Here is a 21,895-nt window from a genome sequence, read left to right as displayed (position 1 = left end):
TTGATCGAAAAACTTATTATTTCTTTATCTATTATGCGTGAATTTGTCAAAAAACTTTGTATTTATGACCACTTGTAGTAATCATCAATACAAAAAGAAAGGCAGCACTTAGTAGTACTGCTATCTCCAGCCAAAATCAAAACCCAAAAGAGAGTGGCGGCGCGGAGCGCCGCCACTCTCTTTTGGGTTTTATGTCTTGATACATTTGGCGATCACTACACCTTATTGGTAAGCAAAGCTTTGGCTACAGAGGACTTAGCCCACTTTGCTGAAGTAAGTTAAATGAGTCTTTAAAGATCATCACTACACCTAAACCGAGCAAGATTACTAAGCCGCCTTGCATGACATTGTTTTGTAATTCTTCAGGTAGAGGCTTGCCGCCGCGCAAAGCTTCAATGAGCAAAAATACTAATTGACCACCATCAAGGGCTGGCAAAGGCAAAATGTTAATGATCGCAAGGTTAATACTGATGATCGCGGTGAAATCAAATAGCGCCGCTGCATCTGACTTAACCAATTCTGAACCCATCGCCACGATCGCGACGGGGCCCGATAGTTGTGATGCCGTATTTTGGAAATTGGTCGCCAATTGTTTTAAACCTTGAACAGTCATCACCACTAAGCGCTCAAAACTCTGGGTAGCGTTATCGAAAGCTTCACCAATACTATGTACGGAACGGCGGTGGGGCTTACCAGTGAAGTCTAGTCTCACACCGATGCGACCTTTTCCTGATTCGCCATCGGGCAAGATTGGTACTTGTAATAACTTGCCATCACGCATGACTTGTAAATCAACACTTTGATTGGCATTTTTAGAAATCAATGATTGAAAGCGATCAAGAGTAGTGAGGCTCGTATCAAATTTTGTACCATTTGCTGATAAGACGATATCGCCAGCTTGCAAACCTGAAACGGCGGCAGGTGCATTTAGATCAAGGATTTTCGTAATTCTTACCCCTGGTTGATCGACTGTGCCGATACCCACACTCAAAGTCATTACTAATAAGACTAAGTAAGCAAAAACAAAATTGGCAATCACGCCTGCACTGATCACGATCGCTCGATCCATGATCGGACGATTTTTCATTAAGTTGGGATCATCGGCAGGAATGTTGCTCTCTTCATCATCATCAGGAAAGCCAACATAACCACCAAGGGGAATTGCCCGCAGTGCATACTCTGTTTGTTTGCCTTGATATTTCCACAACACGGGGCCAAACCCAATCGAAAATCGATTGACATGAATGCCCTGTACACGAGCAGCCATAAAGTGACCGAGTTCATGAACCAAAATCAGAATCGCAAGAACGGCAATGGCGGGCAATGCGGACATAATCTTCGCTCTAATAGTTGAGAATTTCTTAGGATTTTAATGTTGTATGCAATACATAAAGATTGCTTAGTTTGCGATCGTAGCACAACGAAAATGTCAAATGCTTGACAAAGATTTTCGCTCGTCATCCAACCCAAAGAATGTCAAGACCCTATAAGCCTCAATACTTTTTTAATTTTTGGATGAGTTGTATTATAAAAACTTATGTTAAGATTAATGTATATACGTAATAAATTATTTCGATTGATTAACTTTTATTAACTAGGTGCGCCGACATGAACAATACCACTCGCATTGCTGCTGCTATCTCTCGCCTAGTTTTGAGTTCAGACTCAGCGCCTGTATCGCTTACACAAGGAGCATTGTTACTCCTAAGAGTTGTTTTAGGTACGGTCATGGTGCATCACGGGTTCGATAAACTTGATGACATATCTGATTTTGCTGAATCCTATGTAGCGGCTATTGGCATCCCATTTCCCATCTTTTTTGCCTACTGTGCTGCAATTACAGAAGTAGTTGCTTCTCCACTACTAGTCCTAGGCTTTTTAACTAGACCAGCCGCCCTAGGGTTATTTGCAACCATGTTGGTAGCCAACTATCATCATATTTTGACTAGCGGATTCTTTATTCCGTCGCTAGAGCTGTCATTACTTTATGCTGCATCTTTTGCATTTTTTGCCATTTATGGCGGTGGCAAATATGCGATCGATACGCTGATTGCTAAAGCCTTAGATAGATTTTTGTCAGTCCCTGCTGATGTTGATGCGATCGCTCAACCCGTAAAAGTTACTATTAATAAGTAAATTTTTAACTAAACAAGAAAAAGGGGCGCTTTGCGCCCCTTTTTCTTGTTTAACGATCTCTATAAAACAGAAAACAAGTGATGGAAAACACTTAGTTAATTATTTATTCTCTATTGATTGCTTCCGATTATTTAGAGGTTTTACTTTTACAAAAGCGATCGCAAATCAGATATTTGATGATTGTTGCAATTCATATAAAACGGTATCTTACAATACGATTTTACATAGAAAAACTAATCAACAAATTTCACCCATAGATCCCCTAAAACCGCTAAAAATCAGAGGACATAGGTATTATTTCTCATTTCGGATTTTTACAGCGCTTTGTGTTGTAATTTGCTGAGCTATCGTAAATATTTTCCAGATCAGCGACTAATTGAAGATGACTACGCTAGAATATGTGCGGATGAGTATTTCTAGATCGCATGTTTGTTTTCAGTATTGACAGTCGTCTTCTGTTTCATCGTGTCAGCCTTCTTTCCGAAATCTCTATCTCTACACATATCTGATTGTTGAAGCAAGTATTATGTCTATTTATGTTGGTAATCTCTCTTACGAGGTTACAGAAGATGATTTGAAAGCCGTATTTGCAGAATATGGCAAAATCACCCGCGTTCATCTACCGATTGATCGTGAGTCTGGTCGTCCACGCGGTTTCGCTTTTGTGGAAATGACCGATGAAAAGGAAGAAGATGCTGCGATCGAAGCACTAGACGAAGCCGAATGGATGGGTCGTGCGCTTAAGGTTAATAAGGCTAAGCCTCGCGAAAGCTCCGATTCCTTTGGTGGCGGTAGAGGTGGCTTTAAGGGCGGCGGTGGTCGTCCTTCTGGTGGTGGCGGCGGTCGTCGTTACTAAATAAAAAAGAAGCGGTGCATTTCACCGCTTCTTTTTTAGCTAAAAGGGGGACGCTTTGCGTCCCCCTTTTAGGTTTGTGAATTGATGGCACGGCGCAAAGCTGCACCATCGCCAATAATTCCTAAATTTTGAATAATTTGATGCTTTCTAGCTTCTTCAAGTTTATTGAGGTCGTTGTAATTAACCCAAGCGATGCAGTCCACAGGACAAGTATCGATCGCCTCTTGCACCAATTCTTCTTCATCACCATCTTGGGCGATTACCCTAGCGCGTCCATAGTCTTCTTCTAAAAAGAAAGTGCTACTCGCAGTATGGGCGCAATGACCACAACCAATACAGACAGTTTCATCAACGAATACAGCATTTTGCCGCAATTCGCCGCCAAGTTCAGGTTCAAAGCCAGAGCGATCGCTTATCTCTGACTCTGAACTAGTTTTTATCGCTGTTTCTACAGACGAATTATCCATTCCAACGTTGGAGAACGAGACGTACTGATCCATCTTCGCGGACTTGCTGCTCGGACAGGCTAAAGCCTTGCTCACTAGATTCACCCATGACTGTGGCGATCGCATAGCCCTGAGTTACCTTTCTCAAAAAGCTCTCAACAGTCCAAGGCTGTTGCCAAAACTGCATATCAGCAACTAGGGCATACTCAGAACCATTCCACTGAAAGCCTACATCGTAACCATTGGCTTGCTCAATTACCACTTCAGCCGATGTGGTTGTGCCTTCATGTCCGCGCATGGGAGAAGCCCCAGATTTCCAGTTGACTCCTAAATCAGTGAGAGCCTTTTGCAAAGGCTCAAGACTGCGGATTTGGGTTTTTACTTGGCTAAAATGTGACATAGGGATTATCCTGACTACGACTAAATGGCTAATGGACGAAAATTTTTATTTTATAAAGTGAAACATTGGATTTTCTGTGTTTTATTGCCACTGGCTAAAGCTAGAAGCGTCTATGTCAGACACGCGATCGAATTGCGTAGTCGACTGTGATGTGAATTGCTGTTGAGCAAAGTTTTCGGATGTTAACTCTCGATGAGCCACGATACCGAGCTTTGCTTCGATCGCTGCCGTCACCTCAGCACAACTAGAACCGACAATGCCTGTGACACGCTCTTCGACTCGTCCATCTGGGTAAATAATGAATTCCAGAGTTTCCATGCTGGTTCTAGCTATTGAATTACTAGACAGTTTGACGCAAAGTTTATAGAAACGTCAAGAAGTTAACGCTGCAAAATTAACAGGCTTTTCTGATGCTTGTAATAGAGCGATCGCAATGTTTAGCAAGGATTTTCAGCTTTTTATTAATTAATTAAATTTATTTTAAATTTTTTAAATTTACCGAAACTGCCCCAAGACACTCCTTAAGGAATAGCGCAAAAATTGGGACGCTTCGTACTAAACGCGCTGACTGGCTAGAAATGTTTTAATCAAAAGGGAATAGTAGATCGAGGATTTGGGAGATCGCATAGGGACATTCTGTAGGCAAGTCATTCAGATCAAGGGGAGTTTCTTTTAAAACTAAGTTAATCCCTTGGCGAAATCCTTTTTGAACAGCTTCATCAAGATAAGGCTTTAAACTGGGATTCTCTTGCAAAATTTCTAAAATTTCATCCCGTTGTTCACGAATAGTAGCTCTCCAACTTTTACTACGCAATTCTGGCTGGTAGTCCCACTTTAATAAATGCCCAATTAAAATTCCTAGACGATTGCGGAGTTCCTGCTTTTGCTGCCTACCCAACGATAAAATCTCCTCTACCAAATTTTTAATATCTAGCTCCTGCCATTTACCCAAACGCAAAAATTCTGATTGATATTGCGTCCAAGCGTAAAAATCTTGCTCATATTGATTAATAGCCTCAGCTTGATTGCCAGCGAGATTATCAGAGCGATCGCCTTGCAATGTTTGATTTACTTCTGATTGCAGCATCAAGATCACCTCATCAATTTAGCTACCCTCTACTACTTTGCCATACCTCATATCTATAGAGACAGCTAGCTTAGATTTGTCGCGGCTTGCTTCAATCGGAAAAGTTGCGATATCACCTCGCAGAATCGGCTTTTCAAAAAAGCAAGGACAAGATAATAGCGTTGTCGTAACTGGAAAAATCCATACCCTACGCCTAATTTCAGTGGAATAATAATTGCACTCAGTCCGACTATCAGGGGGAAAACAGGTGTTTTCGTAAATGTACAAAGTTGTGGGTAAATCTGGAAACTGATACGTTGTGACAGGATGGTAATCCAGATAGGCGATCGCTAAATTGACTAACAAAAAAAATGATACGGCTAAAGTGAAAATCGCTAAAAAAGGAAAAAAGATAAATGGGCGAAATAACATAACTCTTTGGTTGCGATCTGTCTGCGATCGCCACCTGAAGGCAAACCCTATAACCATAATTAAAAATATCAATATGGCGATCGGCTTGACTATTTCCCAACTAGGAATCATCTGCACAAAGCTCATACCGATAATCGCAGGTAGGCTAAATACAATAATTAACTGCTTTAGATATTGAGAATTTGTAAATACTTGTTTACGCACTTCTTTGCTAATCCTGAGTATTTCATAGCAGTTTGCAATAAAAAAGGCACTTGCTGAGCAAGTGCCTTTTTTATTTAGGTTAATGGAATCGGGCAGAGTCGAACTGCCGTCCGCACTAGCGCCTAACCTCCCAGTCATTCACAGGTTTATCCAATCTAATCCTCGTGGAGGGAACTGCTATTTATCTCTAGCAATGGGAGATGCACTGATAAAGTCTTAAGCGAAAAGCCTATCAGAGAAAGCTAGTCACAGCATCCGTTGAGGGGTTGAGTGGTGCATTTAACGGAGTCATACAACACTCCTCGAAACCGAAAAGTTTGGTTCTTAGGCTGCTACTGGAGCTGCTTTACGAGAGAAAGATACAATGTTGTTCGCATGTACTTGTTTGAGCCATTGATTTACGAGAGATAGCCCGCTCTCGACCTGCATCAAGGGATAGCTTCTACTAACACGTCGAAACCCTTACGATCCCTTATGATCCAAATATAGCATATCTAACTGTAAGTTGTTCGATTCAAAGTCTTCTTGTGTAGCGATCGCCCACCGTCTGCCATTTGCTAAGCAGAATAACCATGAATTTAATGTGATGTAATAATACCTTTGGTTTTTAGCGAAATTGCCTCTAGTTAAAGCCATATACGTTACTATTTTGATGTGAAATATCAGAGAGTCCGAGTATGCAGTTAAAAAGTGTCGTTCAACCCTTTGGTGAAGTCAATGTTTATCCCCAAAACAACGGAGATATTGACATCGTTGCAACTATTCTGATGGTTCCAGACATTGAAGGCGCAAGAGTTGGCTTAGCCCTAGATGGTTCTGCCTCGATGAAAAAAATGTATGGCATCAGTGGTGTTGTCAGTAGCTTTTTTGCAAGTGCCGCCGTTACGAACAACGTCGTTGAGCCAGTAGCAAGGGTGATGGTCAAGTATCTTGCTAATTTTGCGGCAACGGGTAAAGTTGACTTGCTCAACTGGGCTTGCGGTGCAGCAGGTGAACTGATCGAAGATCTGGGTAGTTTTAGTGGTGAAGAGATCGAGCAAATTGCGATCAAAGGGCCCAAAATTCCTTGGGGAACAGGAACGAAACTATTACCGCCTTTACGATATTTCATTAACAAATATAAAGATGCACCAGCGATCGGTGTAAAGCAACCTGCGGCGATCTGTCTGATGATCACCGATGGCATTATCGAAGATCTTGAAGATGTCAAGGAATACTGCTTTAAATATGCGCTAGAAATTGCTGATCAAACGAAACCGTTTATCAAGCTCTTATTGATTGGAGTTGGCAACGAGATTGATGAAAAGCAACTGGAAGAACTAGATAATATGTTTGAAGGAAGCTTTGTCAAAGATGCCGCAGGTCGGGAAATTGATCTCTGGGATTATCAAGTTGCAGATGACATTCAGATTTTGGAACAGATTTTCAAAGAATTTGTCTCTGCGGAAACGATAGTTACGCATTATGGAAGGATTCTTAATCAGGCAGGAGCAGTTTGCGAAGAGTATAACTTTGGAGTGCCTGCGTTGATGCGTTTTAGGTTACCTGCGGGGTCTACAGCTTTTACCCTAGAATTTTCGGGTGGAAATGTGACGCAAGACATTACAGAAGCATTGCCTCTGGAGCTAGAGGCTCCTCTAATTACAGAATCTGAACAATGGAAAGATGTTGTAGATTTCGTATGAATAAGCATCATCTCTAGTTACAAACTGCCAAGAACTCAAGTTCTTGGCTAAAAGCTAAAGTCATCTAAAGATGACTAAATGAGGTCAACCCGTTTCAACGGGTTTTAGCTTTCAGCCCGCACTTGAGTGCAGGGCTGTTCGCTTAGGTCATAAATAAAAGCAAGAGAAATAGAATGCCATGCTACATGAAAATAATTCCGAGCCTATTGAATTAGAACGTGCAGACAATGGTGAAATCAAAAGTAAATTCAAAAGTAAAATTGACAATAAGGTCAAGAACGAATTAAGGACTGAATCAAAAAACTGGCAAATGCCAGCTAATTTAGTAGCCGCTGAGTTTGGTGAGGTGAACGTTTGGCGATCTATCCCAGAGACAAATTCTGGGTCGGCTGAATGTCGAGTGGAATTCTCGATCGCGATGGAGCCGCAGGGGAAATTTGCTGAAGGTTGGCGAACTGGGCTGGCTCTGGATGCTAGCGCATCAATGAAACGGGCTTATGGGCGCAAGGTTGAGGCAAGAGTCGATCCTAATCTGTTGGTTGACTATATTAAGCAGGGTAGATTGCGTTCTTATTTAGAGGATGGAGAACCGATTCGCAAAATTAAGCGGGAAGCGTTTGCGGAAATCCAAGAACGTGGCTATGAGATTAACTATACAGAAAATATCTTGCAGCCATTGGTTCAAGATTTTACGGCTTATTTGGCTGGTAGTTTGGATGGAACTGGAAAGACTTCGCTTATCTATTGGGGGTGTGGGGAAGGTGATGAAATTCAGGTATTGGGAGAGTTTGATCATGCGAGTTGTCAGCAATTAGCGATCGCGGGACCTGCAACTTTTAAGCTGGGTAAGACCACAAAGCTATTACCTGCGATCGCCTATTTTGTAAATCAATATAGCCAAGCTCAGCAGGGGCTGTATGTATTCTTGACCGATGGCAGGATTGATGATCTGGAGCAGGTCAAAAACTATACTAAGGAACTAGCGTTAGAAATTGCAGTTGGCAAAAGGAACTATTTAAAGTTGATCTTGATTGGGATTGGGAATGATGTTGATCGCTATCAGTTACAAGAGTTAGATGATTTTGATACTGGGCTAGATATTGATATTTGGGATTATAAAATTGCTAGTGAAATGACCAGTCTCTCGCAAATTTTTGCGGAAGTGGTCTATGAAAACCAAGTTATTGCTGATCGTGGCTCAATTTATGACGATCAAGGAAATTGTGTCAAATCATATCCTAAAGGTTTGCCTGCCAAAGTTGATTTTGTCATGCGCGATGATTCCCAATGGTTTGAGCTAGAGGTTGGCAATCAACGCATTCGTCAAGCTGTAGTTGTCGGAACTGCAATGGCGATCGCTCCTTTTGTTAAGAAACAGCTTTTCGATTTTGAGGTTAAAGCTCAGGAAAATGAACAAGCGTCGGCACTAGTCGCTCAAGAGCTGGAAATTGCCAATAATCAGATCGCGGCTCCGAGTAGCCTATGGAAAATATTGGCGGGTTTGCTGATTGGTGCAGCTTTTATTGGGACAGCGATCGCCTTTGGTATTTTAATTCAGCGATCGGATGATAGTAAATTGCAAAATCAAGCTGTGCCAAAGGTGATTAAAGAATCAGTACTTGAGCCAAAGCCAGATTTCACGAATAAGGCTAACAATAAGTTGCTAACTAGCGCCCCCAAATCTAGTACTCCAAACTCTAACAAAGCAACCAATCCAGCAACTAGCAAGGATGACAATAAGCTGAATGGTAAGCCTGTCAAACTATCTAGTAATAATTCTGATAAACCTCTAGACCAATCATCTCGTAACTCGCCGAATAACAATATTGAAAATAATGAAAATAATTCTCTCAATAATTCAGGCAAAGTAGTGGGGGATATTCCTAAAAAAATAACTGGAGATATTTCTAGCAATAATTCTGAGAAACCCACTATCGATAATTCTTCTAAAAATGTTAGTTCTGGTGATTTAAATAATGTAAAAAATATCCCCAAAAATGGGCTTAAAAATGATTCAAATTCTATAACCCAGAATAAGACTGGCGATCGCAGCATTAGCAGTATTAATAGTTCAATTTTGCCAATTACAAATCCAGACGTAGAAGTAGTAGTTTTCTTCTCCTCTGATGAGTCGCAACTTATGTCTAGTGAAGAAGCCAAAATTGATGATTTCTGGACAAAAATTCAAGGAAAACGCGGAATTATCCAAGTTAGTGGTCATGCCGACAAAATGGGCGATTATGACTATAATCTTGACCTCTCACAAGCAAGAGCCAATGAGGTCGTGAACTTACTGCGCGATCGCGGCTTAGATAGTAATTACAAAGTTACTTTTGAGGCTTTATCTTGGTTGCAACCTCTGCGTAAAGAAATTACAGCAACAGATAATGCGTTTAACCGTCGTGTGGTTATTCAGTTCAAAGAGCTGCGTTAAGCTCTGACCACTAACCCAAAAGAGGATTGCGGCGCGAAGCGCCGCAATCCTCTTTTGGGTTTTATAGCTTAGTGGCGTACCACTAATTATTCAGTGGGAAATTCCAGATATTGTGGCGGGACAAAATCGGTTAACCATACTGAATTCTCTGAGCAAAAGAATAAAAAACTATCTTGATGCATGGCTACTGACTTAATTTTTAAAACTACTGGCTTACCATGTCTCTGTCCAACTTTAATCGCAGTAGTTTCATCGCTTGACATATGCACATGTTGTCGGTTGCCAGCGATTAATCCTTGGTGACGAATGGACTCAATAAATTTCGTTGCTGTCCCGTGAAATAGCTGATCAGGAGGTTGTTGGGGTGGTAAATCTAAATTCACTTCAATGGAATGTCCTTGATTAGCTCGAATTTTAGACTTGTCCTCATTAAACGCAAATCGCTTTTTATTATTTGTCTCAACTATTTCCTCAAGAATACTTATTGAGATATTTTTGCCATTCTGTTTTGCTAGCTCAATGAAGCGATCAACCTCTGCCCAGCCATTTTCGTCTAACTTTAAACCTATTACCTCTGGTTGATGTCGCAAGACAAGGCTCACAAATTTGCTGAGCTTAACTAAATTTTTATTCATAACTAAAGTTTAAAAAATTTCAAATGCTTGTGTAGTCGTTTACAATGATAATGGTTAGTTTTTTACCTTATTGAGGTATGCTCTAACCTTAAAAATTATGTAACCCTGAGGACATAAGCGAATGCTACATCGCAAAATATATCAACTTTGTGAAGCCAAGAGCGATGTTTGGATTTACCTGAGGGATCAGGGACGTTGGCTAGAAAGAGCCAAGATATTGGATATTGAAGGTGACGTGGTAACGATTCGTTACGAGACTGAGGATGAAGACGAGGTTTGCTCTTGGGAAGAAATGGTCAGGTTAGAGAGTATTGGTGCTGTGACACAAAGATTATCTTCGTTTACCAAAACGGGAATGTCGTCCAACGATATCCCTGTTTCTGATGATTGTCCTGAAGCCGAACAAATCCGCCCCCGCACCGATCCTGACAAATAATCAATCGACTGATTAATCAACTGAGGTGGCTTGAATCGCCCCTTTGTTCTGTCATAGAGTGGGCGCTTTGCGTCCACTCTAATTTTATGAAAACCCAAATAGTGTGAGGCGGCGCTTCGCGCCGCCTCACACTATATAAGAATGGTGACAGCTATAATACCAAAACACAAAATGGCGTAGCCATTTTGTGTTTTGAAAACCCTTACTGGGTATGTTTTTTAATTCACAAAAGTGTCGTCACACGTTTGTGAATTGGTATAAATATGAGCTTAAGACAATGCAACCTGCTGACCTAACCACCCTTGTAGCTTTGACCCATGAGCTAAATAAAGCTTGTGTGCCTGCAAGACTAGAGCAGGTGCATCAAAGCGATCGCCACACGATTCATTTACAATTACGAACTTTAGAAAAAAAACAATGGCTATTGCTATCTTGGCATCCGCAAGCAGCCAGATTACATCTCAGTGCGCCACCACCAAAGCAGCCTGATACTTTCACCTTTAGTCAACAAATTTTGCATCAAGTCGCAGGATTTGCTCTTGTTTCTGTGCAATTAACTAGTCCTTGGGAGCGCGTCGTCGATCTGCAATTTGCTAAGCGACCCGATGACGAGGTGCAATGGCATCTATATCTAGAAGTAATGGGCAAATATAGCAACGCGATTTTAGTGAATGCCAATGGCGAAATCGTCACGGCCGCCCACCAAGTTAGTAATAAGCAGTCGCGAGTTCGTCCAATCCAAACAGGCGATCGCTACGAATTACCACCAGCATTACTCGAAGCCATTCCCAGTTTGAGTGAATCCTTTGACGCATGGCGCGATCGCTTGATTTTGATTCCTAAGGAGATTAAGCGCAATTTACTCAGTAATTATCGTGGAGTTAGTTCATCGCTAGTGCGATCGCTATTGGCAATATCTAATATCAATGGCGATCAAAATGTTGCTGATTTAAAGCTTTCTGAATGGGAAGCACTATATCAAGCTTGGCAAATGTGGCTAACTTCTATTGAGCAAAAGCAGTTTTATCCACATTTAGAAGGCAAAGGATATGCCCTCACCTCTAGCCCCTCTCCCAAAGGGGTAGAGGGGAATCAAAAAGATTTTCTTCTTGCTCCCCTTCTCCCCTCATGGGAGAAGGGGCTGGGGGATGAGGGCAACCCCTTGCTATCAGTTAATGACTTCTGCGATCGCTACTATTCTCAACAAACGGGACAAGTCGCCTTTCAGCAATTACATCAACAAATTAGCCAAGCGATTCAAAATCAGTTAGCGAAGTTAACGATTAAAGAAAATGAATTTCTAGAACGGCTGCAACTCTCGACTCAAGCTGATGATTTCAAAGATAAGGCTGATTTGCTAATGGCACATTTGCATCTCTGGGAAATTGGGATGAAAGAGATTCAACTTACTGATTTTCATTCAGAAAAATCTGTGGTAATTCCCCTTGATCCAACACTAAATGCCCAACAGAATGCTCAATCTTTTTATAAGAAACATCAAAAGCAAAAGCGGGCTGCCCTTGCGATCTCCCCTTTATTAGAAGCAGTTCAACAGGAAATCGCTTATCTTGAGCAAGTTTCTACCGCCGTTAGTCTATTAGAGCAGAGTGAACTTGCCGCTTTACAAGAAATTCGTGCGGAACTAGCTCAGCAGGGCTATCTCAAAGTCACTGCCGAATATGCACCACGCACGAAAAGTAATAGTAAAGGTGGCAAAAATAAAAGCAATCGCACCAAGCAAGAAGAAATTCCTGATTGTCATCGCTTTACTACTCCCAATGGATTTGAAGTTTGGGTAGGTCGAAACAACTATCAAAATGATCTGATTTCTTTCCGTATTGCAGGGGAATATGATCTTTGGCTCCATGCTCAAGAAATTTCTGGCAGTCATGTATTGCTGCGCTTACCTGCGGGCGCGATCGCCGATGATCAAGATCTGCAAACCGCCGCTAACTATGCCGCCTATTACAGCCGCGCTCGACAAAGCGATCAAGTTCCTGTGGTCTGCACGATTCCTAAATATGTGTTTAAGCCTAAAGGTGCAAAACCAGGGATGGTCGTTTATACCCACGAAAAAATTATCTGGGGACAGCCAACAAGCTTGAGAACAAGCTAAAACCCAAAAGATAGACGTTAATGTACTTATGGCTATAGTTACTATAGCTGTCGCCATTCTTGTTAGAACATAAAACCCCAATAGTGTGAGGCAGCGCTTCGCGCTGCCTCACACTATTGGGGTTTTGATTTGTCCTGATACAGGTGGCTATAGCTATAATTGACAATTCATGATTTCCTCTCAATTCGTAATTCGTAATTCTCCCCCCATTCGCAATTGATATTTTTACTAACAATCGCGATAAAATGCAGAAAATATTCTTGCAATACTCGGTACGCATTTAAATGACCTATTCTCTGCGAATTGTGGATATGGCTGAAAGCGATCGCCCCCGCGAAAGGTTACTCAGCCAAGGAGTTCGCAGTTTATCCAATGCAGAATTAATCGCAATTTTGTTAGGGACAGGGCAGGGTGCAGGTAAACTCTCAGCCGTTGGTTTAGGACAGCTAATCTTGCAAACGATTGGCAAAGATCGTACTAGTGATCCTGTAGCGGCTTTGCAAACCGTCTCACCGCAAGAACTCATGCAAATAGAAGGCGTGGGCCCCGCAAAAGCAACCGCCATCTTAGCAGCGATCGAGCTAGGTAAGAGAGCGCTCTATGCTAAGCCTCCAGACTTGACCGAAGTTACTGATCCATCGGTAGCTGCCGCTGCACTCAGTCAAGACCTAATGTGGCAACCGCAAGAACGTCTAGCCGTAGTGATGCTCGATAATAAAAATCGGATTATTGCCCAGCGCATTATCACCATCGGCACAGCCACAGAAACCCTTGCTCATCCCCGTGATATTTTCCGCGAAGTTCTCAAAAGTGGTGCAGTACGTTTGATCGTGGCGCACAATCATCCATCGGGTAACACAACACCTAGCCCAGAAGATATTACGCTCACTCGTCAGTTGCTTGAAGCTGCAAGAATGCTCAGTATTCCTCTCTTAGATCACTTAATTTTAGGAAATGGAACCTTTTCCAGTATTCGTGAAGTTTCGACATTATGGAAAGAAGTTCCCCAAGCAGAATAAAAAAGGAGCGCTTTGCGCTCCTTTTTATAGCGAAGGAATAGTGAGTAGCTCCTTAACGCATCATGCCGCGATTTGATTGGCGTTGTTGTTTCATTTGCTCAAGTTGTTGTTGTTGAGCAGGAGTCAAGACGTTCTTCATTTGCGCCTTGGTATCTTCAGCGATCGCTTTCATCTGTTGCTTTTGAGCATCGGTCAAATTGAGAGACTTCCGTACACCCTTGCGATCGCCAGATTGACGAGCTTGTTCCATAATTGCGCGTTGTTCAGCAGTCAAGACACTTTGATGACGAGCTTTGGCACTTTCTCGAATAGACTTCATTTGTGCCTTTTGGGCTTCAGTCAAGTTCAACTGCTTCCAGCCTTCACCTTGACGGGGCTTGCGTTTTTCGGTGCTATTTTGAGTAGTATTTTGTGCAGCAACGAGATTTGGAACTGCTACGGCTCCCACGGCTACGGTTACACAAGCGATCGCCAACAAGCTTTTGATATTACGAAACATTTGATTTTCCCCTTTGTGAGAAGGCTTAATTATCTGTACGAGTGTTTTGACAAGCACCACGATCAAAAGGTTCAAAGTTAAAAAATTAAATTTGGGCTGCGCTCAAATTTAATTTTTTAACTGGCACAACCTCTCAAAATTACGCCGATAATTATACCTATCCCCACAAAACGAACGATCTGCCAAAATGGTTCACGCAGACTACTCCAAGAAAGTAAACGACTTTCGAGATTGGCTTCGATTTGTTCAAGTTGCTCGCCTACTTCTTGCAATTGTTTGACTAACTCTTCTTTATGAGGGGTAGGAGTTGCTCGCCCATTGAGAGAACTAGGCTTGCGGCGAATTTTTGAGTTGCTATTATGCTCAGGGCGATCGCTTGAAGTTTCTTGAATTTGCGCTCTGATGTCTTCTTGCTGGGTTAGCAGTTCCTGCTGTCTAATCGAGTCACGATGAACCTGTAGAAAACGCTGTTCGATTTCTTCTAAGAGTTGTCTAGTTTCTTTGAGTTGAGCTTCTACATCGCTCCAATCAGAAATTTCTGTCACAGCATCAATCTAATAGGTGGAATTTGGATGATGTCGCGTTGCGCGATCATGAATGAATTTTACAGCGATTTATCAATAAACCCAAATAAATGAAGGCGACGCTTCGCGTCGCCTTCATTTATTTGGGTTTTTGAAACGTAACATCAGCGATTACCCATATGTTTATAAAAAATGAGATGCGGCGCATCTCATTTTTTATAAACATATGGGTTTAGTGCGGTTAGCCGCAACCCAACCAGCGATCGGGGCAGCAATTTGGAGCCAGCCTTGCTTTTCGCTCTGCACGGTAATTTGTGTGCCATTGTCTAACTTGCCCACGATCGCAAAATCCACTCCTGCCCCCTGACGCACATTGATCGGTGGCTGAGGATCGGAGACTAAACGTCTGGTGTAGTCGCATTGAGGATTTTGCAAATTGTTGACAGCATTTTGAGAGGAGCTATATTGAGGGTTGGTGCGATTTTGAAACTCTCGAATATAGGTAACATTTTGCATTTCTATGGGTGTTAGTAGCCCCTCAGGGAACTGATCAGGAGCATAGAGGGGGTTATACCAAGGCAGGCTACTGAAATATGACTGCAATTCAGGATCTTGAAAACGGCGACCATAACGGGCAAATACTTCATTTCGCATGATATCTACCTCAAGAGCGCTCTTACCCACCAAGTCTTGATCGCTGATTGGACGTTCTGACAGAAATAAATATGTGGGTGTGGGACTAGGGGAGGTAGCGGTAATCTTTACATCGTTTTTGATCGAGGGTGATGCGCGGAGAAACACCACCGCACCCATAACGCTAATTGCCGATACAATTCCTACGGCGATGATCACTAAGCGATTTTTATAAGCAAATTGCACGCGATCGCTAGGCGAAGCTATGGGCGAAAATTTTGTAGCGACATCATCATTGGGGTTGAAAGCCGATGTTAATCCTGGAAAACCAGTCTGCACAGTCGTAGATAAAAGCGTTGGGGCGATCGGTATTTTTAATTTTTGTACATCGATTAATACAGATTCGGCAGACTGATAGCGATCGCGAAAGTCATATTTAACTAACTTATCGATGATCTTCGCCAATTCATCACTGACCTGAGCGCGATATTTTAAAGCCGCATGGTCAGGAGAATGTCGCCAAGCTAATTCGCCCGTTTCTAAATCTTCAGATAATAAATTAGGGGCAACTCCCGTCAGTCCTTGGATGGCGATCGCTCCAACTGCATAAAGATCACTACAGGGTCTAGGCTTGCCGCTCGCCTGCTCGTTAGGCATATAACCATCCGTGCCGATGGCAACCGTAGAGCCAACCGCAGAGGCTGCGATCGCCGTTCCCACTTGCTTAACTGCACCAAAATCAATTAATACCAACCTGCCATCGGTGCGCCGACGCATGAGGTTAGCGGGTTTAATATCGCGATGGATTGCCCCCTGCTGATGGACAAATGTGAGAATCTCCAGTACATCAATTAAAAAGGCGATCGCCTGTGCTTCATTCATCCGCCCCACTGGATAGCCATCAGCAGATCGCTCAATCGAAGTAATTTCATTGCTGAGGTCATAGCCATCGACCAACTCTTGCACCAAATAAAACTCATGCGCCTCTGCAAAATGAGCTAGCAAACGCGGAATGCGATCGTGACTACCAAGTTTATGTAAAACCCTTGCCTCAGTCTCAAATAAACGACTAGCAATCTCCCATATAAAATTTTCGTTAGAGGTCGGCTGTAGTCTCTTGACTACACATTTATGATGGTCGGGCAACTGCAAATCTTCAGCTAAAAATGTCTGTCCAAATCCTCCTCCTCCAAGGCTTTGGATGATTTGATATCTGCCACTAATCACTTTGCCAATCATGTGCAGGTAAACCAATTAAAGTAGAAGGGGCGTGACGCGCTCCTCTACTTTATAACTTATAGTGCGATCGCGCTATGCGTAATGCATCAGTTGCTCTCTGAGCCTCGATCGCTACCCGTGATAAGCAAGCATAAATCAGCACTACATAATTTGCTCTTACTGCTGATTCGAGTTGACGACATTGATGTGAAAGCGTCAATGCACCGATATAGTCACTACTTGAGCGCAAGGCATTTAAAGATTGTAATAGGCGGGTCTGATCATTCACGGCAAGAGCCTTGTCGATCGCTTGGATGAGTTGAGGTGTATCTTCTAAATATGAGTCAATCACATTCAATAAGAAATCTTTTGCTTTAAGATCATTACCCGCGATCTCTAAAATCGTCTCCATAAACTGTGGCTCGATGGCAGGCTCATCATCATCATCATGATCCCTATCAAATCCTAAAGTTATATCTACATCAATCTGTTGAGTTTCTTGTTGCTCTTCTGGTTGAATAGGCGGTGGGGCAATTGTTTCTGGTTCTACTGGCTGAGACGCAATTAACTCCACTGCTCCCATCGTCTCTAATTCCGCTGCTTCTGGTGCGATCGCTTCTGGTTCTGGATTTTCTCGATCTAGATTTTCAGATTCGAGATTTTCAGATTGAGAGAGTTGTGAATCTGCAATTTCAGTTTCAGCGTTTTCTAGAGTGTTTGCTTCAGGTGAAGTGACTTCTGTCTCATTCACTGCTAACTGACTTGCTTCTAATTCGTCGATCTTATCTGAATCTAGACTAGAGTCTGGATTGGGATTCTCTGTCAGGAAACTATCCGTCATAACAGAAGTTTCATCTAATTCAGTTTCTGTAGGTTCAACTTCTTCTGATTCGTTGACTGAAATCACTTTAAGATTATCAGGCATAATTACATAGGAGATATCAGCTTTCTCAAACTTGATTGCTGGTTCAACTGGCGTAATATTTTCAGGAATAACAACTTTCTCAAAATCAATCAGTGGCTCAAATGGGGTAATATCATCATCTTTCTCGAACTCAATCAAGGGTTCCAACGGCGTAATATCAGCAGAGATATCATCTTGATTAGAAGCGATCGCTGGTGGAACTGGTGCATCATCCTCATCTTCAACCTCAGATAGAGATAGAGTAGAGTCTGGAATTAAGAAGAGAGGTGGCAAACCGTTTCGAGAAATTTGTTTGTATTCAAAACCTGCAATTTCTTCTAGATTATTATCTATTTCTTCTGATTCACTTTCTTCTAGTTCATTTTCTTGATCTTCTAAATTATGATCGATTTGACTGACCTTTAACTCTAAATCTTCAGGTTCTGAATTGTTATCTATAGAATGATCATTCTGTGGTTTTTCCCCAACTTCTTGAGTATTTGTCTCCGCGTTTTCCGCATTACTTGGGACGCTGTCTGATGCAATATCTGGCGTAATAGTTGCATGAGTCGCACTCTCCGCTATCTCTGCAACTGTTTGCTGTAAATTGTCTAATTCAACCTGTAAAGTTTGTAAATCATCGGTTAGCTCTTGAGACTGTTGACGCAAATTAGTTAAGGAAATGGCAATTCCAATTTGAGCCGCAATTAATGATAGAGAAGTGCGATCGCTATCTGACCAACTGTGATAAGCGCTACCATGAAAAGCCACTAGAGTTCCCCAAACTTCTTGCCCTGCATAGATCTTATTGGCGGCATAGAATGAAATTCCGATCTGTTCCAGCAATGTCACGATATGAGACGACAAGCTAGAAGTACGAATGCTATCAATCGTCTGAGTTGAATTTTCTGTATTAGTGGACTCGATCATGTGACGAGCCAATGAAAGCTGTCTTTCGGGCATAGCAGCCAAAGATATTAGCCCTGTAGCGATCGCATCAGTCACAAACTCACCCCTACCATCAGGATGACAACGAAAAATTGCGACCCGATCTACCTGCAATAGTTTTTGGGCGACTTGGACAGCTATTTGTAAAACTAGATCTAAGGATGGCGATCGCTGAATAGCATCGGCAAGTTGGGCAAGCGCCTTTTCCCTAGCAATGATATTTCTAAAAATATCCGAGGCTGGAGCATCGGTGGACTGAGCTGAGATCAGCTTCTCATAACGCTCTTCCCAGCTAAGTTGATGGACGCGCTCCTGCTGCACCAAGATGGCTTTGAGGTGTTCATAGGCGGCGCGATCGCGGCATAGGTGGCGGATTTGATCTAAGAGGGTAGAATCCATGGGTAAGAACGACTATCCCCGAATATGTTCTAGCGTTACTCAGATAGAAAATAAAAATTAAACCCCGTAAGGGTTTTAAAACACAAAACAGCTTAGCCGTTTTGTGTTTTGGCGTAATTCTATCTAGACCATGAATCTTAGCGGACTTGATTTGGCGATCGCATGAGACACAAAGCGTAACTTTGGGCTTAACTTTTGTTTTTAGCAAGAGAGTTCGCTATGCGAACTCTCTTGCTAAAAACAAGTTAAGATCGTAATTCAACAATTAAAAACAATAAATAGTTTGGAAAAGCCTTGATTTGCATAGGTTTACCGCTTATTTATTTATAAACTAATGTAAGTTAAAAAATATGGCACGCTATACCCTTGCCCAGAGTCCCGAAGTTGTCTTAACCGTTGCTGGCAAAGATTCGCCAAAAGCGCGTGAAAAGGCGATGGCAGAGCTAATGGAACTGATGGACTCAGGCAAACTTGATACTGATCTTGCCGATGGCTTTAGTCCCGACCAATTTATCGAAGTGAGAGAACTTTCCATGTCTGAAGATCGTGAAGATCCTATTACTCAAGCGGTGCAAGTCCTAAACAACTTGGCAACGCTCAAAATCAAAGTGCAAGAACTGCGTTCTGATGCGATGCAAGTGCGATCGCAAATCGATATTTTATTTAGCGATGAGATTGTCACTGAGGAGCAAATCAATAGTCTTAAGGAAGGTTTTAAAACCCTCAAAAGTTTTGCTCAGCTTAATATGAAATTTCTGGATGCGCGATCGCAAGCTGAAAATGCGCGTCAAATCCTTGATGAAGCCCTTAAGTCTCCTAATGCAGAAGTTAAAGCTCCTGTCGAAAGTGTAGCTGTAGAGACGACTTCTGGGGACTTTACTGCTGATCCCGAACCTGTTGCAGTTGCAGAGAATGCTGATGAGGAAGAAACTGTAACGGAAATTGAGGATGCGATTGTTGAAGTTCCTGTGAGCAAATCTACCAAAAAGAAATAACGCAAAAAGGCAACGCTTCGCGTTGCCTTTTTGCGTTTTCGGTGAAGTTAAAATTAAATCTATAACCACTACCTACTGCTGGAAATTATGGTTGCTTTACCCGATCGCTTATTGATGACTTACGAAGAATATATAGCTTGGGAATCAACCCAAGAAATGCGCCATGAGTTTTGTGATGGTGAAGTGATCGCTATGGCTGGCGGCACTCGTGACCACAATCGAGTTTCAGTTAATTTTCTTAAAACATTGGATAACGCCCTCACTGATCGTCTCTGCGAAGTCTATATCGCTGATGTCAAAGTACAGGTAAAACCCAAACGCAAATATTTTTATCCAGACGTGGTGGTTACCTGCGATGAACGCGATCGCACTGATAGTTTGGTCGTCTCATTTCCTTGTCTGATTATCGAAGTCCTCTCAGCATCAACCGAAGCCTATGATCGTGGATTCAAGTTTTCGCAATACCGCCAGTTTGAGACTTTGCAAGAATATGTATTAGTGCAAGTTGAGCAACCAATGGTGGAAGTATTTCAGCGTAATGAGCAAGGGCAATGGGTGCTTTTTGAATATGGTTTGGGCGATTTCCTATTTCTCAAATCTGTAAACGTTGAAATAGCCGTTAGCGATCTATATCAACAAATTCAATTTGAGCAAAAAATAGAATAAAGGTGGCGCTTTGCATCATCTTTATTCTTATGTAACACGAGCGAGAATAATCAAGCCAGCCGTGATCCCAATTAAATTAGGCATCCATGCAGCTGCGATCGGTGAGAGAAATTCCACTTGACCGAGAGCGCCACAGATAAATAGCAAGAGATAATAGCCAAAAATAATTAACACACTCAGTCCAAATCCGATCGCCGCACCAGTGCGCTGAGGACGCATTCCTAGAGATGCACCAACGATGGCAAAGACCACACAGATAAACGGCAGAGCATACTTCTGTTCAAGTCTGACTTCTAGCTTACGGATTTCCTTAGTATTGCCAGATTGCTTGAGCAAATCGATATTACGGCGAATATCAGCAATATTCATTTCTTCAGCACTACGCTGCTCTTGTGCTACGTCAAGCGGGGCGCGAGGTAATTGCAGATTTTGATCATCAAAGCGGAGGATACTGCGGTAATTACCATCTGGCCCCACCAGATAGGTTGTGCCTTTGCTAAATCTCCAAACATTTTGCTCAGGAATCCAAACCGCAGACTCAGCGGCAAGAATTTGTTGAAGCTGTCCTTGCGAAAAATCTAAAACCGTTAAGCCACGCATCTCTTTACCATCAAAGCTACGTGCATAAAAACTTCGCACTAAGCCCTGCTTTGTTGTGCCATCTTCCTGCGGCACTTCTCCATATTGTTGATAAAAGATATCTTGGCTTTTAAACTGCACATTCTCTTGATTTAGAGCCGCTCGTAATGTACTGCGTGATTGCCAGTTTGCCGCAGGAACGATCGCCTCATTAAATACATAGGTCATGCCTGTGACAAATAGGCTTAACACCAATGCAGGTGCAACTAAACGGTAAGCGCTTACCCCACAACTGCGTAAAGCCGTTGTCTCCCCATCACCCGACATGCGGCTATAGGAGAGCAATGTTGCTAACAACATCGACATCGGGAATGAGTACACCATGAAGCCTGGGATTTGGTAACCAAAAATCTGAAACGCTGTTAATACGCTTAATCCTGCATCAGTAATTAGGCGAATCAGTTCAAATAGAGAGCCGATCGCTAGAATCACGGAGGAAAATGCACCCACCCCAAACAAAAATGGGGTTAGCATCTGCGTGAATAAATAGCGATCCATGATCGACAATCTCGGTAGCCATCCTAGCGACACGTTTGTAACTTTTTTCCTTGGTTGAGTCGTTTGTAAGGTTGCCATTTCCTTTATCGAGATTACAGGTTTTTGGG

General features: G+C 42.4%; 21 protein-coding genes and 1 other RNA gene. 9 read left to right on the top strand and 13 right to left on the bottom strand.

Annotation, left to right across the window (positions count from 1 at the left end):
• Nucleotides 1–244 precede the first annotated feature (244 nt).
• Nucleotides 245–1,333 carry an RIP metalloprotease RseP gene (gene rseP / locus H6G05_RS14315; RefSeq protein WP_190578814.1) on the bottom strand — a complete coding sequence of 363 codons (1,089 nt, stop codon included), beginning with the start codon at nucleotides 1,331–1,333 and terminating at the stop codon, nucleotides 245–247.
• Between the two features lie 275 nt (nucleotides 1,334–1,608).
• On the opposite strand from rseP, the gene H6G05_RS14310 reads away from it, so the two are divergent.
• The gene (locus H6G05_RS14310; protein WP_190578813.1) at nucleotides 1,609–2,136 is read left to right on the top strand and encodes a DoxX family protein; all 528 of its coding nucleotides are present in this window, start codon (nucleotides 1,609–1,611) and stop codon (nucleotides 2,134–2,136) included.
• A gap of 526 nt (nucleotides 2,137–2,662) precedes the next feature.
• Complete coding sequence (locus tag H6G05_RS14305) at nucleotides 2,663–2,992, top strand: RNA recognition motif domain-containing protein (protein WP_094528354.1); 330 nt, start codon at nucleotides 2,663–2,665, stop codon at nucleotides 2,990–2,992.
• A gap of 68 nt (nucleotides 2,993–3,060) precedes the next feature.
• On the opposite strand, the gene H6G05_RS14300 is transcribed toward H6G05_RS14305, so the two are convergent.
• From H6G05_RS14300 to ssrA, 6 genes are all read right to left on the bottom strand, one after another.
• Nucleotides 3,061–3,492, bottom strand: coding sequence for a ferredoxin (locus H6G05_RS14300; protein WP_408962477.1), 432 nt, complete (start codon nucleotides 3,490–3,492; stop codon nucleotides 3,061–3,063).
• A complete protein-coding gene (locus tag H6G05_RS14295; RefSeq protein ID WP_190578812.1) occupies nucleotides 3,452–3,838 on the bottom strand; it encodes a DUF1257 domain-containing protein in 387 nt (128 codons plus the stop codon). The genes H6G05_RS14300 and H6G05_RS14295 overlap by 41 nt, the downstream gene beginning before the upstream one ends.
• 81 nt (nucleotides 3,839–3,919) lie before the next feature.
• Nucleotides 3,920–4,156, bottom strand: coding sequence for a DUF2997 domain-containing protein (locus H6G05_RS14290; protein ID WP_190578811.1), 237 nt, complete (start codon nucleotides 4,154–4,156; stop codon nucleotides 3,920–3,922).
• A gap of 265 nt (nucleotides 4,157–4,421) precedes the next feature.
• A complete protein-coding gene (locus H6G05_RS14285) occupies nucleotides 4,422–4,925 on the bottom strand; it encodes a DUF29 domain-containing protein (protein WP_190578810.1) in 504 nt (167 codons plus the stop codon).
• 18 nt (nucleotides 4,926–4,943) lie between these two features.
• Nucleotides 4,944–5,540, bottom strand: a complete 597-nt coding sequence (locus tag H6G05_RS14280) for a hypothetical protein (protein WP_190578809.1) — start codon at nucleotides 5,538–5,540, stop codon at nucleotides 4,944–4,946.
• Nucleotides 5,541–5,620: 80 nt separating this feature from the next.
• Nucleotides 5,621–6,012, bottom strand: a transfer-messenger RNA (tmRNA) gene (gene ssrA, locus H6G05_RS14275).
• Nucleotides 6,013–6,217: 205 nt separating this feature from the next.
• On the opposite strand from ssrA, the gene H6G05_RS14270 reads away from it, so the two are divergent.
• Nucleotides 6,218–7,225 carry a VWA domain-containing protein gene (locus H6G05_RS14270; RefSeq protein ID WP_190578808.1) on the top strand — a complete coding sequence of 336 codons (1,008 nt, stop codon included), beginning with the start codon at nucleotides 6,218–6,220 and terminating at the stop codon, nucleotides 7,223–7,225.
• A 178-nt stretch (nucleotides 7,226–7,403) separates the two neighbouring features.
• On the top strand, nucleotides 7,404–9,659 hold the full coding sequence (locus H6G05_RS14265) for an OmpA family protein (protein ID WP_190578807.1): 2,256 nt from the start codon (nucleotides 7,404–7,406) through the stop codon (nucleotides 9,657–9,659).
• An 86-nt stretch (nucleotides 9,660–9,745) separates the two neighbouring features.
• Here H6G05_RS14265 and H6G05_RS14260 read toward each other — a convergent pair whose 3' ends face one another.
• Complete coding sequence (locus H6G05_RS14260; protein WP_190578806.1) at nucleotides 9,746–10,294, bottom strand: RNA 2'-phosphotransferase; 549 nt, start codon at nucleotides 10,292–10,294, stop codon at nucleotides 9,746–9,748.
• A 121-nt stretch (nucleotides 10,295–10,415) separates the two neighbouring features.
• Between H6G05_RS14260 and H6G05_RS14255 the strand changes: the two genes are divergently transcribed.
• From H6G05_RS14255 to radC, 3 genes are all read left to right on the top strand, one after another.
• On the top strand, nucleotides 10,416–10,730 hold the full coding sequence (locus H6G05_RS14255) for a DUF6679 family protein (RefSeq protein WP_094528404.1): 315 nt from the start codon (nucleotides 10,416–10,418) through the stop codon (nucleotides 10,728–10,730).
• A 277-nt stretch (nucleotides 10,731–11,007) separates the two neighbouring features.
• Nucleotides 11,008–12,846: an Rqc2 family fibronectin-binding protein gene (locus H6G05_RS14250; RefSeq protein ID WP_190578805.1), complete on the top strand. Its 1,839-nt coding sequence runs from the start codon at nucleotides 11,008–11,010 to the stop codon at nucleotides 12,844–12,846.
• A gap of 284 nt (nucleotides 12,847–13,130) precedes the next feature.
• Nucleotides 13,131–13,865 (top strand): RadC family protein, encoded by a 735-nt coding sequence (gene radC, locus H6G05_RS14245; protein WP_190578804.1) that lies wholly within the window; start codon nucleotides 13,131–13,133, stop codon nucleotides 13,863–13,865.
• Nucleotides 13,866–13,917: 52 nt separating this feature from the next.
• Here the strand turns inward: radC and H6G05_RS14240 are convergent, their stop codons facing one another.
• The 4 genes from H6G05_RS14240 to H6G05_RS14225 form a co-directional block, all read right to left on the bottom strand.
• Nucleotides 13,918–14,364, bottom strand: a complete 447-nt coding sequence (locus H6G05_RS14240) for a Spy/CpxP family protein refolding chaperone (RefSeq protein WP_190578803.1) — start codon at nucleotides 14,362–14,364, stop codon at nucleotides 13,918–13,920.
• Nucleotides 14,365–14,480: 116 nt separating this feature from the next.
• The gene (locus H6G05_RS14235; protein WP_190578802.1) at nucleotides 14,481–14,909 is read right to left on the bottom strand and encodes a hypothetical protein; all 429 of its coding nucleotides are present in this window, start codon (nucleotides 14,907–14,909) and stop codon (nucleotides 14,481–14,483) included.
• A 195-nt stretch (nucleotides 14,910–15,104) separates the two neighbouring features.
• Complete coding sequence (locus H6G05_RS14230) at nucleotides 15,105–16,760, bottom strand: protein kinase domain-containing protein (protein WP_190578801.1); 1,656 nt, start codon at nucleotides 16,758–16,760, stop codon at nucleotides 15,105–15,107.
• A 49-nt stretch (nucleotides 16,761–16,809) separates the two neighbouring features.
• Nucleotides 16,810–18,990, bottom strand: a complete 2,181-nt coding sequence (locus H6G05_RS14225; RefSeq protein ID WP_190578800.1) for a GAF domain-containing protein — start codon at nucleotides 18,988–18,990, stop codon at nucleotides 16,810–16,812.
• A 350-nt stretch (nucleotides 18,991–19,340) separates the two neighbouring features.
• On the opposite strand from H6G05_RS14225, the gene H6G05_RS14220 reads away from it, so the two are divergent.
• Complete coding sequence (locus H6G05_RS14220) at nucleotides 19,341–19,985, top strand: hypothetical protein (RefSeq protein ID WP_190578799.1); 645 nt, start codon at nucleotides 19,341–19,343, stop codon at nucleotides 19,983–19,985.
• Between the two features lie 87 nt (nucleotides 19,986–20,072).
• Nucleotides 20,073–20,651, top strand: a complete 579-nt coding sequence (locus H6G05_RS14215; RefSeq protein WP_190578798.1) for a Uma2 family endonuclease — start codon at nucleotides 20,073–20,075, stop codon at nucleotides 20,649–20,651.
• A gap of 27 nt (nucleotides 20,652–20,678) precedes the next feature.
• Here the strand turns inward: H6G05_RS14215 and H6G05_RS14210 are convergent, their stop codons facing one another.
• Nucleotides 20,679–21,866: an LptF/LptG family permease gene (locus H6G05_RS14210; RefSeq protein ID WP_190578797.1), complete on the bottom strand. Its 1,188-nt coding sequence runs from the start codon at nucleotides 21,864–21,866 to the stop codon at nucleotides 20,679–20,681.
• Nucleotides 21,867–21,895 lie beyond the last annotated feature (29 nt).

Source organism: Phormidium tenue FACHB-1050 (assembly GCF_014696925.1).
Classification (GTDB): domain Bacteria; phylum Cyanobacteriota; class Cyanobacteriia; order Pseudanabaenales; family Pseudanabaenaceae; genus Pseudanabaena.
This window is presented reverse-complemented; position numbering and strand designations above follow the sequence as displayed.